General features: G+C 28.5%; 18 protein-coding genes and 1 pseudogene. 6 read left to right on the top strand and 13 right to left on the bottom strand.

Annotated elements, in window-relative coordinates; genetic code table 11:
* Nucleotides 1–6 precede the first annotated feature (6 nt).
* The gene (locus L8W56_RS07060; RefSeq protein WP_263659839.1) at nucleotides 7–534 is read left to right on the top strand and encodes a type II secretion system F family protein; all 528 of its coding nucleotides are present in this window, start codon (nucleotides 7–9) and stop codon (nucleotides 532–534) included.
* Here the strand turns inward: L8W56_RS07060 and L8W56_RS07055 are convergent.
* From L8W56_RS07055 to L8W56_RS07005, 11 genes are read right to left on the bottom strand one after another with little or no spacing between them, the layout of a single operon-like run.
* Nucleotides 531–1,283: a TSUP family transporter gene (locus tag L8W56_RS07055; RefSeq protein WP_263659837.1), complete on the bottom strand. Its 753-nt coding sequence runs from the start codon at nucleotides 1,281–1,283 to the stop codon at nucleotides 531–533. The genes L8W56_RS07060 and L8W56_RS07055 overlap by 4 nt on opposite strands.
* Complete coding sequence (locus L8W56_RS07050) at nucleotides 1,268–2,017, bottom strand: TIGR02757 family protein (protein WP_263659836.1); 750 nt, start codon at nucleotides 2,015–2,017, stop codon at nucleotides 1,268–1,270. The genes L8W56_RS07055 and L8W56_RS07050 overlap by 16 nt, the downstream gene beginning before the upstream one ends.
* Complete coding sequence (gene flgK / locus L8W56_RS07045) at nucleotides 2,017–3,846, bottom strand: flagellar hook-associated protein FlgK (protein WP_263659835.1); 1,830 nt, start codon at nucleotides 3,844–3,846, stop codon at nucleotides 2,017–2,019. The genes L8W56_RS07050 and flgK overlap by 1 nt, the downstream gene beginning before the upstream one ends.
* Before the next feature lie 10 nt (nucleotides 3,847–3,856).
* Nucleotides 3,857–4,291, bottom strand: a complete 435-nt coding sequence (flgN, locus tag L8W56_RS07040) for a flagellar export chaperone FlgN (protein WP_133319375.1) — start codon at nucleotides 4,289–4,291, stop codon at nucleotides 3,857–3,859.
* A 41-nt stretch (nucleotides 4,292–4,332) separates the two neighbouring features.
* Nucleotides 4,333–4,539, bottom strand: coding sequence for a flagellar biosynthesis anti-sigma factor FlgM (locus L8W56_RS07035; protein WP_133319374.1), 207 nt, complete (start codon nucleotides 4,537–4,539; stop codon nucleotides 4,333–4,335).
* Between the two features lie 60 nt (nucleotides 4,540–4,599).
* A complete protein-coding gene (locus L8W56_RS07030; protein WP_207921002.1) occupies nucleotides 4,600–4,965 on the bottom strand; it encodes a rod-binding protein in 366 nt (121 codons plus the stop codon).
* On the bottom strand, nucleotides 4,965–6,011 hold the full coding sequence (locus tag L8W56_RS07025) for a flagellar basal body P-ring protein FlgI (protein WP_263659834.1): 1,047 nt from the start codon (nucleotides 6,009–6,011) through the stop codon (nucleotides 4,965–4,967). Before L8W56_RS07025 ends, L8W56_RS07030 begins: the two co-directional genes overlap by 1 nt.
* 58 nt (nucleotides 6,012–6,069) lie before the next feature.
* The gene (locus tag L8W56_RS07020) at nucleotides 6,070–6,726 is read right to left on the bottom strand and encodes an RsmD family RNA methyltransferase (RefSeq protein ID WP_133319372.1); all 657 of its coding nucleotides are present in this window, start codon (nucleotides 6,724–6,726) and stop codon (nucleotides 6,070–6,072) included.
* Nucleotides 6,719–7,114, bottom strand: coding sequence for a hypothetical protein (locus L8W56_RS07015; protein ID WP_263659833.1), 396 nt, complete (start codon nucleotides 7,112–7,114; stop codon nucleotides 6,719–6,721). The genes L8W56_RS07020 and L8W56_RS07015 overlap by 8 nt, the downstream gene beginning before the upstream one ends.
* The gene (locus L8W56_RS07010; protein WP_263659832.1) at nucleotides 7,098–7,802 is read right to left on the bottom strand and encodes a hypothetical protein; all 705 of its coding nucleotides are present in this window, start codon (nucleotides 7,800–7,802) and stop codon (nucleotides 7,098–7,100) included. Before L8W56_RS07010 ends, L8W56_RS07015 begins: the two co-directional genes overlap by 17 nt.
* A 9-nt stretch (nucleotides 7,803–7,811) precedes the next feature.
* On the bottom strand, nucleotides 7,812–8,450 hold the full coding sequence (locus L8W56_RS07005; RefSeq protein WP_133319369.1) for a DUF5644 domain-containing protein: 639 nt from the start codon (nucleotides 8,448–8,450) through the stop codon (nucleotides 7,812–7,814).
* 97 nt (nucleotides 8,451–8,547) lie between these two features.
* On the opposite strand from L8W56_RS07005, the gene L8W56_RS07000 reads away from it, so the two are divergent.
* The 5 genes from L8W56_RS07000 to fldA all read left to right on the top strand — a co-directional run bounded on the left by L8W56_RS07000 (nucleotide 8,548) and on the right by fldA (nucleotide 12,061).
* Entirely contained in the window at nucleotides 8,548–9,369 is an 822-nt protein-coding gene (locus L8W56_RS07000; RefSeq protein ID WP_263659831.1) for a thiamine-phosphate kinase, read from the top strand.
* Complete coding sequence (gene truD / locus L8W56_RS06995; protein WP_263659838.1) at nucleotides 9,338–10,471, top strand: tRNA pseudouridine(13) synthase TruD; 1,134 nt, start codon at nucleotides 9,338–9,340, stop codon at nucleotides 10,469–10,471. Before L8W56_RS07000 ends, truD begins: the two co-directional genes overlap by 32 nt.
* A gap of 86 nt (nucleotides 10,472–10,557) precedes the next feature.
* Entirely contained in the window at nucleotides 10,558–10,875 is a 318-nt protein-coding gene (locus L8W56_RS06990; protein WP_039666680.1) for a DUF2325 domain-containing protein, read from the top strand.
* Between the two features lies 1 nt (nucleotide 10,876).
* A complete protein-coding gene (locus L8W56_RS06985) occupies nucleotides 10,877–11,569 on the top strand; it encodes a hypothetical protein (RefSeq protein WP_263659830.1) in 693 nt (230 codons plus the stop codon).
* Nucleotides 11,570–12,061: a flavodoxin FldA gene (fldA, locus tag L8W56_RS06980; RefSeq protein WP_263659829.1), complete on the top strand. Its 492-nt coding sequence runs from the start codon at nucleotides 11,570–11,572 to the stop codon at nucleotides 12,059–12,061.
* 24 nt (nucleotides 12,062–12,085) lie between these two features.
* On the opposite strand, the gene L8W56_RS08905 is transcribed toward fldA, so the two are convergent.
* Both L8W56_RS08905 and L8W56_RS08900 read right to left on the bottom strand, forming a co-directional pair.
* The gene (locus tag L8W56_RS08905; protein ID WP_393921402.1) at nucleotides 12,086–12,610 is read right to left on the bottom strand and encodes a methyl-accepting chemotaxis protein; all 525 of its coding nucleotides are present in this window, start codon (nucleotides 12,608–12,610) and stop codon (nucleotides 12,086–12,088) included.
* A gap of 801 nt (nucleotides 12,611–13,411) precedes the next feature.
* Nucleotides 13,412–14,083, bottom strand: a pseudogene (locus L8W56_RS08900) (cache domain-containing protein); the annotation flags it as partial.
* Nucleotides 14,084–14,100 lie beyond the last annotated feature (17 nt).

Raw genomic sequence — 14,100 nt, 5'->3', positions numbered from 1 at the left:
TTTTACATGATTATTTTATTAAATATTGGATTTTTTATAATACTTACTTATTTTTTTAGGAAGTCTTTGTTTTTTCATAAAATTCTTTTTTATTTTCCCATTTTTGGAAAAATAATATTTTATCAAGATAAATTTTGCTTTTTCTTAATTTTTTCATATTTATTAAAAGCAGGGGTGGATATAAAAAGAGCTTTTAAACTTGCTTGTGAAGGTATAGAAAATCAATTCTTTAAAAACAAAATGTTTATTATAAAGACTTCATTTGAATCAGGACTTGATTTAGCTCAGGCTTTTTCTAACACAAAGCTTTTTGAGTCTTTTGTGATAAGAATGTTAAATTTAGCTTTAAAAAGTTCTAAATTAGATGAAAGCACTTATGAGCTTGCTTTGTTTTATGAGTATAAAAAAGAAAATTATACTCAAAAGCTTTTGAGTGTTTTGGAGCCTTTGATGACAATTTTTATGGCGAGTTTGATTTTAGTTTTAGCCTTGGGTGTATTTTTACCTATGTGGCAAATTAGTCAAGAAATTTAAGCAAGATAATCATAAGCAACCTTAGCTATAGTTAAAGCAACCATAATCAAAAAGAGTTTTTTGATAAAAGTTCCTTGCGTTTTTAAGACTAGTTTTGATCCTATAAAAGCACCTAAAATTTGACCTATACCCATTAAAATACCAACTTTCCAAAGCACCTCATAAGAGTATAAAAATACCCCTAAAGCTACTAAATTGCTAGTAAAATTTAAGATTTTAGTATTAATGCTTGCATTTTTCATGCTAAAACCAAGAAATATCACGCAAGCAAAAATCCAAAAAGAACCAGTACCAGGTCCTAAAAAACCATCATAAAAACCAAGTAGCAAGCCAAAGATGATTTGAAAGCTTGTAGTACTCATTTTAGCTTTATTATGTACATGGCCTAAATCAGGCTTGAAAATAGTGTAAAAAAAGATTAAAACAAGGCAAATTAATACAATGATTTTAACAGCATTTTGATCTATTAGTAAGACTGCATAAGTTCCAATGGCAGCTCCAATAGCAGTAAATAAAATTCCCAAAGCTATCTTTTCTATATGCATAGATTTTCTATAAGCTAAAACCGCAGTGAGTGATCCAAAGGTACTTTGAAGTTTATTAGTAGCTAGGGCTAAATGAGGAGGAATACCACAAGCAAATAAAGCAGGTATGGTAATAAGCCCACCACCACCTACAATCGCATCAACACAACCTGCAAAAGCAGCAACAAAGAATAAAATCACATAATAAGTTAATTCAAGCTCCATAAGCTTTCCTTGTTTTGTCCGATTCTATATAGAGCAAAATCATATTTTATAGGATCAGCAGGATCGAATTTTTTAAGACTTTGCGTAAGTTCTAAAACACTTTTAAAATCATAAATCTTACGCTTTAAAAGCTTAAGTTTTAATGAAACTTTATGAGTATGAGTATCTAAGGGTATGAGTAAGTCTTTTTTATCGATATTTTTAAACAAACCTAAATCTAATTCATCTTTTCTTACCATCCACCTAAGATACATATTGTATCTTTTTAAAGGACCTTTTGGAATGTTAAATTCTTTTGAAAAGAAAAATTCATAACCATAACTTTTATAAGGATTAAGCTTGTAAATTGTTTCTATGAAAGCTTTTATCGCTTGTGTTATGTTTTGTTCTTTTTGATAAGTTTTGGTAAAAATATTTTCTATACTATCTTCATTTTTTAAGCGCTTGAGTGTGATGAAAATTTGAGCTATATCTTGAGAGTTTTGAAAGCGGTATTTTAGATTTTTACATTCTTTTTTAATAATCTCATCGCTTTTCTCAAGCAAGGAAAAATCAAGTTTATTTAAAAAATTTACAATATTTTTAGCATTTCCATAGGCAAATAAAGCACAAAGCAAGGCTATATTTTCATCTTTATAAACACTTGCAATTTGTAAAGGATCAGGATGAGAGAAAAGCTCTTTTTGAGTGTTTTTGCTTAAAATTGCTTCATCTAAAAGAGCTTTAATTTGCATTAAGATTTTAAACCAAGTAAGGTTTCAAGCATTTGATCAACGGTAGTTACGATTTTAGCTGCAGCGCCATAACTTGCTTGATATTGTATGAGTGCTGCTAATTCTTCATTGGTATTTACACCACTTTTTGATTGATATTCTGCATAAGCTGTATTAAATACCGTCATATTAGTTGCATGCGCAAAGCCATTGCTTTCAGCATCTGAAGCAATTTGGCCTGTAAATTTTCTATAATATCCATCCAAAGTCATAGTATCTACTGTACCATCTTTATTATAAAAATTTACTTTTTGATTTTGAAGTTGCAACATAGCATTAGCTACATCGTTATTTCCATCAACTCCGTTTGAACTAGCTTTTAAGCTATTTGGATCATTTCTAATGCTTGAATTTACATTAATGCTACTTGCATCTTGACCATTGAAAAATGAAGATACATTTAAAGCGCCTGGGAAATTTGTGCCATTATCCTTAAAAGCTATTTTATAACCTTTTTTTAAGCCATTGATTTGGAAATTTCCACTATCACTTTTTCCATCATAATGATAAAAGGCTTGAAAATAATCATTTAAATCATTACCGCTAACACCATCTTTATTATCATCAACATCTGCATTGATTTGTTTAATAACATCTTCTATAGTGGTATTGACATCTATTTTTATAGTTCTAGTAGCTACTGCATTACCTTTTTCATCATAAACTGTGATGTCAAAGCTTCCTGCTTGGATGTTTTTATCATAACTCATTAAAGAAGTATCAGATTTTAAACCTTTTAAATCATCTGAATTTACTTTATCGGTTGCTGCTTGAGCATAGACATTATTAGTTTGAGTTATGAGTGTTTTTGTAAAGGTATTGAGCATATCTTTATACTCTTGTAATTTTCCATCGCTGTAAGTATCATGATTGCCATCATAATTTCTACCTCTAAGATCAAGTTGAGCACCAAGCTGCCCACCTGAAATTTTGCTTGTTAAATCATAGCGGTTTTCATCATTTACTTCATAATAAATTTGATAAAAACCATTAGGGTTGTTATTATCTAATTTTAAAGGGTGAAAGCTAGAGCCATTTACTATACTAAAGCCTTGAATGCTTAAATCATAATATCTTCCAGAATCAGTCATGGTAGATTCTAAAGTACTATCTTGAGAGCTTGTTCCTTTCCAAGCAACAGCATTAACTAACTTTGAAAGTCTAAGTTCAAGTTCATCTCTTTTATCTCTTAGTTGATTTGCATTATCGGTAGGTAAAACTTCTTCATTTTCAAGTTGTTTATTAATATTTGCAATTTCTTGACCAATGTTATTAATCTCATCTACGGTTTGTTGAATTTGCTCATTAACTGTTTGTTGCATTTTGCTAAGATCTTGTAATGTTTTTTGTATGTTTTGAGCTAATGTGTTTGCGCTATTAACAAGATCTATTTTACTTGCTCCATCGCTTGGGTTGGAAGCAAAGTTATTCCACGCATCATAGTAATTTTTATAATCTTGTAAAATACCAGTTCCTTGCATATCAGGAAATCTTTGACTTGCTTCTTGTAAAATTTGTCCTAAATAATTTGTATAGTTTTGTTGAGTAGTGGCGTTTTTTAGCTCATAATAAGAATGCTCATCATGCAATCTTTTAATAGTATCAATTTGCGTACCTGTTCCTAAGTGTAAGCCACCTCTATCAAGAGACATACCTGAACTTTGCACCGCTCTTTGTCTAGTATAAAATACTGCATTTGCATTAGAGATATTGTTACCTGTGGTATTGATTTGAAGTTCAGCAGCTCTTATACCACTAACCCCTGTATATAAACTATCAAAAATTCCCATGACTTAGCCTTTAAACATTGATCTTAAATAATGAATCTGGAATTGTCTTATTATCCCCATAAGCATTATTTGTTCCATTTTGTTCAAACATTGTATTTAAAAGATTGTCGTAAAAATTTTTAATAATAAGAGCCAATTTAGCATATTCTTTATTTTTTTGATGTAAGGTGTTTAAATTTTGCTTTAAAAGAGCAAGTTTTTCTTTATCTTCATCATCTAAAAGTTCGTCTAAACCTTTATTGTTTCCTTGATTACTAAGTTCTACTAAAGCCTTATCAAGATTTTTTTTAGCAATTTGAAAATCATTTACAAGTTTAGTTTTTTCTTCTACGCTTTTGCTAACATGTTGGTGATTAGCAGCTTGAATTTGAGCTATATCTTCTAAAGTAAGATTGATGAGTTTTTCTAAAATAGAATTTGTTTTGTCTAAGTGTTGTTTAACCATTTTTATCCTTTCTTAGGCACTAACCCAAAAAAGGATAAAAATTATAATAAAGAATCTACTATTGCTTTTGAAGTGGCTTGCAAGTCTATTTTATACTCGCCATTCTTTATTTGTGAAGCAATAAAAGATGCCTTATTTTCTTCTACCTTTTGAGTTTCTTTTGCCTTGTTATTTTCTTTGTTTTCTGTTTTATTTATATCGCTAGTAGCAACTTGAGCCACATAGCTTTGATGTATAGGGTTTATCATTTTAAGCCTCCAGTTCTATTGAAAAACTCTAAGAACCATATCGACACTTAAAAAAATAACTTAACGCCTTTCTTTTAAATAATCAAATAATAATTTTGAAAAACCTAAACCACCACTTAATGCTTTACTCATAGTATCATTATACATAGATGAATAAATTTCATCACTTGCATCTTTTCCAAATAAAGAATTTTCTTGTTTTAAAGAAATATCCAAAACACTTTTAATTAAGAAAGCTTCAAAAGCATCGGTTTGTTCTTTTAAAGCTTTATCTTCATCATTTAATGCTTGTATATGAGTTAAATCATTTTTAAAAGCACTATCTGCATAGTTTTTAGCAGCCTTATAGCTATTATTATGCTTGGTAATGTTTTCATAAAGCTCACTGCTGTAATTTTTGCTCGCTAAATAATTATCAACTCTCATCATATCACCTCTAATTCAGCACTGATTGCACCAGCTCTTTTTAGATTTTGCATAATAGCTATGATATCATTTGGTGCTGCTCCAAGTTTATTTAACATTCTAGCTATGTTTGCTACTGTTGTTTTATTGTTTGTGATTTTTAAAGTATTAGATACAGGGTCTAAAATACCACCATCTTTCATATCGATTTCATTTTGTCCTAAAGCTACGGTATTGTTTGGATCAATTTTTATAGTAATATCTTTATGAGTAATTAATATAGGTTCAACTTCTATATTTACTCCCGCTACGATAGTTCCTGTTCTTTCATCAATAATCACTTTGCTTTCTGGGGTATAAGCTATATCTTGTTCTAATACTCTTGCCATAAATTCAACATGAGAAAATTCTTCAGGTTTTGTTAATTTTATAGTTCTAGAATCTAAAGCTTTTGCTATATCTGTGTCAAAAATAGTATTTAAAACTCTTTCTATATTATTAGCTGTTTTAAAATCTGCTTCTTTTAAGCTTAAAATCAAATCTTCACTTTGGCTAAAGTTTTGTGGAATTTCTCTTTCTACTACAGCGCCATTAATAACATTTGCTGAGGTTGAGTGTGTTCCTGCTGCACCCGGTCTTGGGCTAAGTCCACCTATAGCTAATGAACCTTGAGCTACTGCATAAATCTCTCCATCAACTCCTTTTAGAGCTGTCATAAGTAAGGTTCCACCTTGTAAAGATTTTGCATCACCTAAAGAAGCCACACTTACATCAAGCTTATCCCCACTTCTTGCAAAAGCAGGAAGCTTTGCTGTTACCATTACTGCTGCTGTATTTTTTGATTTTATATCACCTGGGCTAACTTTTACATTCATACCCTGAAGCATATTTGAAATAGATTGTAGAGTAAATTCACTACTTGTACCATCTCCACTTCCGTTTAAGCCAACAACCAAACCATATCCTATAAGTTGGTTATCTCTAACACCTACTACATTAGTAAGTTCTTTAATAGTAGCTGCAAAAATGCTTAGATTTAATACCAAGCAAAATAGTAATATTCTCATCGATTCTTCCTTTAATCTATGCTATTTTCATAAAATTAAAGCAAAAAAAGTTCCAAATTTATATAAAGGAGTAAAAACTTAGAGTAGTTGAGCCAAATTTTTTTTCTTTAGTTTTTTCATAATCTTGTATTTTAGTTGGAGTTTTAAAAGTGCTGTGGTGTTCTATGATAATGATTTTTACATTTGAATTTTGTATATTTTCTATCAATTTTAAAGTTTTTTCATAAATATCAAAAAAACCTTCTCTAATATCAAATGGAGGATCAAGATATAAAATAATATCTTCTTTAGAATTTTGAATAATTTGAGGAGTTTTTTTAAAAGTATCATCATTAAAACAAAGGGTATTTTGATCAACACCAGAAGCGTTTTTTAAAGCTATTTCATAAGCCTTTTTATCTTTTTCTATGGCATAACTTTTTAAACAACCATTGCTTCTTGCTTCTAATGCCATCAAAGCACTTCCTCCAAAGGCCTCTATAAAAACCTTATCTTGTAAAGAAAAACGCAAAACATTAAAAACACATGATTTTACTATGCTTTTAGTGCTTCTTGTGGTATCTAGGCTAGGAAGTAAAATTTTTTTACCCTTATAAATTCCACTTTCTATAGTGGTGTAAATTTTTTGAGCTTGTTTTTTTGAGCTTGTTTTTTTATCCTCTTTGTAATTTTTTAAAAAATCTCTTACGCTTTGATATTCTTGTGTTTTATGCATTATTATTTTCTTCTTTGATAAGATTTTTTAACTCTGTTTTATAAAGATCAAATATTGCATCGATTTTTTCATGACTTTCTTGGCGTAGTTGTTCTAAAATGGCTTCACATTTTTGATTCATAATTTTTTTCTCACGCATTGCTATTTTATAGGCAATATTTTGCAAGCTTGCATTGAAATCATTTAAAGCACATAGCAACTCTTCTATGTTAAAAGGGTGAGTTAAGAAATTTGATTTTTTGTTGATGATAAATTGTGGCTTTTGTGTGTTGATTTTTTCATCACAGACTAAAAAATCACAATCTTTTTTTAAAACTAAAAAATCTTTTAAAGCAATTTCTAAAGTTTTTTCTAAAATTAAATCCTTGCATTCAAGAGCGATTTTCATTGACTAAACTCACTTTTAATTTGTGTTTTTTTAAAGTGTATGGTACTATACCTAGAGCTAAATTTGCAAGCTCTGCGAAACTTAAAATATAAAAATCTTCAAAATTTCTATTTGAAATTGCTTGTAATTCTTTAGAACACTTATCAAACATATAAAAAGAATAAAAATCTTCTACAACTAAAAAATCACAACCACTATCATAAGCATCTAAAATGATTGCTGCTGCACTTTTATAAGCTAATTGCGCATTTAAACTTAAGAACCCATAGCCACAACTCTTATATTTTCTTTCAAAATCAATTATATTTGCTTTAAGAATCTTAGCAAGTTCTAAAGAGCAATTAGCATAGGAAAATCCTTGATATACACCTATGTTAAATTTATCAAAAAAATATTTAATGTGTTCTGTTTTTAAGTATTTTAAAAAAAACTCTGGAGCGTATTTAATCTTATCGATTTTACTCATAATTTCATAAGAGCTATATTCGCAAGCTAAGATATTATTCTCATCCATCATTCTAGAATATTCATCTAAAATATCTTTAGGATCATAGTCAATAATAAAATAATTTTTACCCAAAGGTTTTTCACATAATGTGCTTTCAACACTGACTGTATCTAAGACATTTTTGATAATATCAAAATAACAAAATAAATCATTATTGCTATTGGTGTAAATTTTATACATTTTAATTCCTTAAAAAATACTTCTTGCAAGACCTGATTTTACAAGCATAACTTTTAATTCTTTGATGTAAGATTCATAGTCAAGCTCATTAGATGAAATAAAATTTTTGAATTTAGTATGATAATAAATTCCTTTTTCTTCATCTGCTATCAATTTTAAAAATTGTGGAGTTTTTTCTGGATATTTAAGTAGCATTTTATAGGCAAATATAAAGAAACTATCTCCTAGATATTCAGGTAGAAATTCTCTTACTTCGCTTGTATAATATAAAAAGTCATATTGCTTGTAAAGCTCTATATCATGTATGTCAATAAGTCCTTTAAAAAGCTCAAGTTTTTCTAAAAAATCACTCTTATCCATGATCAAGTCTTTAATAGCTCTTTTAGTATCGAGTGGTTCTATGATGAGTTCTTTCCCAAATCTTTCAATAATATTACTTAAATCTCTTCTTTGTCTAATGGTAACTTGATTAACTTTAATACAACTTTCTGGGTTTTCTTCAAAATCAAAATATATATCATCTTTTTTAATCTGACTTAAAATATCATAAACACTTTTAAAATTTTTACTATCATAAACATATGGTTTATAATAAGCTAAATAATCACTATCTTTATCAAAACGAAAAATTCTTAAAGTTATTTGCATTTTTTATCCTTGGTATTATTTTTGATTATATACATTTTAAACTTATAAAAATTTGATTATTATATAAAATTAAAAGCTTTTTGTATAAAATATTCACATGGATAAAGAAAAATTTATTATAAATGCTTTTGCAAATTCTATCAACGGAGATGATGGAGCAATCATCGATGGATATTGTTATTCTAAAGATTTATTTTGTGAGGATGTGCATTTTAAACGATCTTGGATGAGTTTAGAGCAAATTGGCGCAAAAGCTATGCTCGTTAATATTTCTGATGCAATTGCTATGAATGCTACACCAAAATACGCTCTTTTAGGGCTTTCTTTACCAAAATGTTTAGAAATGAAACAAGTTAAATCTTTGCAAAAAGGCTTGCTAGATAGCGCAAAAGAATTTGGGGTGCAAATTATAGGCGGAGATACTATAGCAGATAGGAAAATTAATATTAGTATAACTATTATTTCTAAAGTGAATAAAAGGGCTATTTTTAGAAAAGGTTTAAAAAAGGGAGATTTGCTTGCTTTTAGTGGGAAATTAGGTGAGAGTTTAAAAGGTTTAAATATACTATTTCGCGGTGGAAAATTGCATTCTAAACATCGTTTTATAAAACCAAATTTAAGGCAGAAATTTTTTTATGATATAGCAAAAAAAGTCAGAGTAAGTATGGATATTTCAGATGGTTTAAATAAGGATCTATCGAGAATGCTCTTTATAAATCAACTTGGTATAAAATTTCTTAAAAAATTAGATAAATTTAGCTTAAATAGTGCAGAAGAGTATGAAATTTTATTTGCTTTTGATAAAAAACATAAAGTATTTATACAAAATATGGCTAAAAAACATAGAATTAAACTAAATATTTTTGCAAAAACAACAACAGGAAGGTATAAATTTTATGGAAGAGAACATCATTTTTAAGCCCTTATATACTTTAAAACACAGCCCGATAAATGTGTATTTTTCAAAAAATAGTAATGATTTTGTAGTAAGAGAAAAGCCTTTGTATGAATTTAGTGGTAAAGGTGAACATCTTATTTTACATATACAAAAAAAAGATCTAAGCACCAGTGAAGCTTTGAGAATTTTAAGTGAGCAAAGCGGTGTTAAAATGAGAGATTTTGGTTATAGTGGTTTAAAAGATAAACAAGGCTTAACTTTTCAATATATTTCTATGCCTAAAAAATTTGAAGAGGACTTAAAAAATTTTAAACATGATAAGATGAAAATTTTAGAAAGTTTTTATCATGATAATAAACTTAGAATAGGGCATTTAAAAGGAAATTCATTTTTTATAAGATTAAAAAAAGTTTCAAAAGTAGATGCTTTAAAAATAGAACAAGCTTTCAAAAATATCCAAGAACAAGGTTTTGCTAATTATTTTGGATATCAGCGTTTTGGTAAATTTCAAGATAATTTTTTACAAGGACTAGAAATTTTAAAAGGTAAAAAAATCAAAAATAAAAAAATGCAAGAATTTTTAATTTCTGCCTTTCAAAGCGAACTTTTTAACAGATATTTGAGTAAAAGGGTGGAATTATCACATTTTATCAATGATTTTAGTGAAAAAGAAATAAAACAAATTTATGATTTAGATAAAGATGAAATCAAAAGTTTAAAAAATCAAAAGCAGTTTTTTAAGCTTTTAAAAGGTGAAGTTTTAGGGCATTATCCTTTTGGTAAATGCTTTGTATGTGAAGATTTGCCAAGTGAAGTAGAAAGGTTTAATCAAAAAGATATTAGTTCTATGGGGCTTTTAATAGGCTCTAAAGCTTATGAAACAAATGAAGGTCTAGCTAAAAAATTAGAAGATGAGATTTTTTCTTTTGCATATGAGTTTAAAGATAAAATGCAAGGTTCAAGACGCTTTATGTGGTCTTATTTGCAAGATTGTAAAAGTCATTATGATGAAGAAAAAGCTCATTTTACTTTAGAATTTTTCTTGCAAAAAGGTTCATATGCTACAGTGATTTTAGAAGAGATTTTACATGCAGATATTTTTGATCAAACCTATAATACATAATTTTAAAAATTGATATTGAGTATCAGTTAAAATTTATCTTTTATAAATTATAATAACAATTATCATTTTTATAAAAGGAAAGCTCAATGTCAGTTTTGGTTATAGGTGCAGATGAAATTACTCCAATTAAGGCAGTTTTGACAAATTTAGGCGCAAAAAGTATAGAGCATTGGGATGCTAGAAATGAAAATAGGGTAAATAGAAAACCCATTCCACAAAATACTGAATGCATAGTTATGCTTACTAGTTTTTTAAATCACAACACTATGAAAAAAATTAAAACAGAGGCAAAAAAACGCAATATACCTTTGGTTTGTGCTAAACGCAGTGTGAGTTGTGTATATTGTGAATATTGTAAGGTTTTTGGTCTTGATCAAACTTATGAATGTACAAAGAAGGCATAACATGTTTGGTTTTAATAACAAAGAGGATTTAGTACCTAAAATATTTAGAGATTTAGAACAAGAAAATATTAATTTTATTTTTTTAAATTTGTATAATTCTTTGGTGGAAAATGATCTAAAAATACCTTATATTTATGCAAAAAAAGCTACTAGTTTAAGAAATATTTTTGAGTTAAAAATCCAAAATATGATCACAGAAAGGGTTTTGAAATTTAGTAAAGTAAAGCAATTTTGTCCATATTCTCATAAAATCATCAAAGCATATAAAGAAGGAAATTTAAATAAATTACAGCTTGAAGCAAAGATGCCAAAATATGCTTTAGCTAGATTAATACAAAATGTTTTTATGTCATCAAATTTTATCTTAGATCCACAGGTGGCTTTTGAGTCTTTTGTGTATGATAAAATTTGTAAAAGCAATGTAAAGGCTAGGGTAGATATTCAAGAAAATATCATTATTATCAATGATAAAATGGCTATTATGCCTTCTTTTTTTGAAGATAATAAAAAGGATATAAATTTAGCTTTGCAAATTATCAAAAAAAATGTTTTTGAAATATTTTATATTGTGTATCCAAGAAATAAAAATTTTACTCAACATAAAGAAATAAGACATAATTTATGTGAAAATAACAAAACTTTGCTAAAATTAGTTCCCTATACTATTAATAATCAAATTTTAAGGAGATGTTAAATGTCAGTAGCAGTAATTTATGGTAGCTCTATGGGAAATACCGAAGATGCGGCAAATATGATCGCTCAAAAATTAGAAATTTCAGATGTGTTAAATATTGCAGATATTAATGCAGAAAAAATCAATTCTTATGATAAATTAATCTGCGGAACTTCTACTTGGGGAAGTGGAGATTTTCAAGATGATTGGGACAGTTTTGATTTTTCAGCTTTAAATCTTAGTGGAAAAACCGTTGCAGTTTTTGGTATGGGAGATAGTGAAAGCTACTCAGATACATATTGTAGTGCTATGGGAAAACTTGCTCAGGCTTTAAAAGCAGCAGGTGCAAATTTAGTAGGTTCAGTTTCTACAGGTGGTTATACTTTTGAATCAAGTGATGCGGTAGAAGGAGATAAATTTGTAGGGCTTGCATTAGATAATGATAACCATGAGGATTTAACCGAAAGTAGAATTGATGCTTGGTTAGAACAAATTAAACCTTCTTTTTCTTAAATCTAGATGCCAAAAAGGCATCTTTTAAAATTTTCTTTTTTTTGTTTCACTTAATATATCTTGTGCTAAAGAATCTACTTCATTTGCAATAGCATTTGTATGTATTGCTGTTTGAGAATTTTGTTGTGTAAGTTTTTCTATAGTAGCCACTGACTCATTAATTTGGCTAATATCATTAGCTTCTTCCTTTATAGCTTCGCCCATATCATTTATAGACTGGGCTAAGATATTAGTATTAGCTTCAATCTCACCTAAAGACTTTTGAGTTCTTTCTGCTAAGTTTCTAACTTCATCAGCAACAACAGCAAAGCCACGACCATGTTCTCCTGCACGTGCTGCTTCAATAGCAGCATTTAATGCAAGTAGATTAATTTGATCAGCAATATCTGAAATCATAGTGGTAACACTTTTAATATCATTACTTTGTTTAACTACATCTTGTGCTTTGATAGAAATTTCACTCATAGTTGAATTCATTTGCTCTAAAGCTCTTGCACTTTCTTGTAATGATGAGGTTTGATGTGTGGCATCATTTGTAAGTTCATGCATACTTTGTTTGAGTGCTTCGGCTTTTTGATTTAATAACTCACCTTGGTTTAGTGATTTTGAAAGCATGTTTTTGATTTCATTCCCAAGGGCATTGATTGCTTTTTCAACATCGCCTTTTGGGGTATTAATAGCTGCAGTAAAATCTAATTGTTTATAACTATCAAATACCGCTTGAATTTCGTTTAAATTATTACCAATTTTTTGTTGTAAAGTATCAAGCATTTTATTTAAAACATCTATGAGTTCTTGAATTTGTGGATTGTTAGCATGAGAGCTAATGTGTAAATTAAGCTCACCTGTTTCTATTTTTCTAGCAACATTTACAGATTCTTCAATAGCTTTTGCATCTTTACTTAAAGCCTCTTTGATAATATTAATATTTTCATTAATCTCATCAGCCATTTTTCCAAATTCATCTTGAGTTTTTAGTTTAATAGGGTGTGAATGAATGTCTTTATGATTTAAATAGTTAAAGAAATTATGCAAGCCTGAAGATATAATAGCAATTGGCTTAAGATTATAAGAAATGATTATTCTAATAAAAATCAAAGTAATAAAAATAGCAACTAAGGAAATAATAATTTGTTCCATCAATGTTTGTTTAGCTGTATCGCTGTAAAAATCATAATCAGCTATAGAGCAAATAGTATATTTTGGATTGATACTACCATTACAAATTAAAGCTTTGATCCCTTCTTCTTTAGTTTGAATTTTGAAAATATCCCTAGAAAGACTTTTGTTTGCACCTTCAGTTGTTTTAAAATAATTTGAAATAATATCTTTACTAATATTAGTTGAGGTTAAGATTTTGGAAGAATCGGTATGAAAAAGATAAGTTCCATCATCAGCTAAAACAGCAGCATGTGAATAAGGTGTTTTACCTATAGCCAAAACTTCTTCTGAGAATTTTTTCAAATCATAATCAGCAGCAACTACACCTATAACTTTTCCATTGTCTATAATAGGACTAGCATAAGAAATGGTTGGTTTTTGCATGCTAGATGATATGTAAGGATCTGTGACAATTAACTCTCTTTTTTTCTTGGCTTCTTTATACCATCCTCTAGATCTAGGATCATAACCACTTTCTGGAGTTTGATTATTGCCATTTGATCTAAATATAGTTCCATCTTCAAAACCCACATAAGTTAAATCAAAACCCAAAGAATTTCCTATAGAATTTAATAAACTAGTATATTGTGTTGAATTTAGATTATTTTTATTTTCTTTGATGTATTTTGTTAAAGAATTGATCACATTGCGTCTATCGCTTGCGTATAAATCAAATCTTTTACTCACATCAAAAGCAACCTTTTGTTGAAACTGAACTAACAGTGTATGGCTATTGGATTTAGATTTAACATAATTAAAAAAACCTAAAATACATAGCAAAACTACAACAAAAATACAAACTAAGAAAGCTATTTTGTTGGAAAAATTACCTAGTAGGTATTTCTTAATAGAAGAGAGCATTTTTTCTCCTTGATAAA

It is taken from the genome of Campylobacter sp. IFREMER_LSEM_CL1085, from assembly GCF_025772235.1.
Classification (GTDB): domain Bacteria; phylum Campylobacterota; class Campylobacteria; order Campylobacterales; family Campylobacteraceae; genus Campylobacter_D; species Campylobacter_D lari_D.
Note: the sequence above shows the minus strand (reverse complement) of the source record. Positions and strands in the feature narration are given on the sequence as shown.

Bases quoted from the DNA above. Each gene is read 5' to 3' on its own strand.
- L8W56_RS07060 (WP_263659839.1), top strand. From the start codon at position 7: ATGATTATTTTATTAAATATTGGATTTTTTATAATACTTACTTATTTT.
- L8W56_RS07055 (WP_263659837.1), bottom strand. From the start codon at position 1,283: ATGGAGCTTGAATTAACTTATTATGTGATTTTATTCTTTGTTGCTGCT.
- L8W56_RS07050 (WP_263659836.1), bottom strand. From the start codon at position 2,017: ATGCAAATTAAAGCTCTTTTAGATGAAGCAATTTTAAGCAAAAACACT.
- flgK (WP_263659835.1), bottom strand. From the start codon at position 3,846: ATGGGAATTTTTGATAGTTTATATACAGGGGTTAGTGGTATAAGAGCT.
- flgN (WP_133319375.1), bottom strand. From the start codon at position 4,291: ATGGTTAAACAACACTTAGACAAAACAAATTCTATTTTAGAAAAACTC.
- L8W56_RS07035 (WP_133319374.1), bottom strand. From the start codon at position 4,539: ATGATAAACCCTATACATCAAAGCTATGTGGCTCAAGTTGCTACTAGC.
- L8W56_RS07030 (WP_207921002.1), bottom strand. From the start codon at position 4,965: ATGAGAGTTGATAATTATTTAGCGAGCAAAAATTACAGCAGTGAGCTT.
- L8W56_RS07025 (WP_263659834.1), bottom strand. From the start codon at position 6,011: ATGAGAATATTACTATTTTGCTTGGTATTAAATCTAAGCATTTTTGCA.
- L8W56_RS07020 (WP_133319372.1), bottom strand. From the start codon at position 6,726: ATGCATAAAACACAAGAATATCAAAGCGTAAGAGATTTTTTAAAAAAT.
- L8W56_RS07015 (WP_263659833.1), bottom strand. From the start codon at position 7,114: ATGAAAATCGCTCTTGAATGCAAGGATTTAATTTTAGAAAAAACTTTA.
- L8W56_RS07010 (WP_263659832.1), bottom strand. From the start codon at position 7,802: ATGTATAAAATTTACACCAATAGCAATAATGATTTATTTTGTTATTTT.
- L8W56_RS07005 (WP_133319369.1), bottom strand. From the start codon at position 8,450: ATGCAAATAACTTTAAGAATTTTTCGTTTTGATAAAGATAGTGATTAT.
- L8W56_RS07000 (WP_263659831.1), top strand. From the start codon at position 8,548: ATGGATAAAGAAAAATTTATTATAAATGCTTTTGCAAATTCTATCAAC.
- L8W56_RS06990 (WP_039666680.1), top strand. From the start codon at position 10,558: ATGTCAGTTTTGGTTATAGGTGCAGATGAAATTACTCCAATTAAGGCA.
- L8W56_RS06985 (WP_263659830.1), top strand. From the start codon at position 10,877: ATGTTTGGTTTTAATAACAAAGAGGATTTAGTACCTAAAATATTTAGA.
- fldA (WP_263659829.1), top strand. From the start codon at position 11,570: ATGTCAGTAGCAGTAATTTATGGTAGCTCTATGGGAAATACCGAAGAT.
- L8W56_RS08905 (WP_393921402.1), bottom strand. From the start codon at position 12,610: ATGCATGAACTTACAAATGATGCCACACATCAAACCTCATCATTACAA.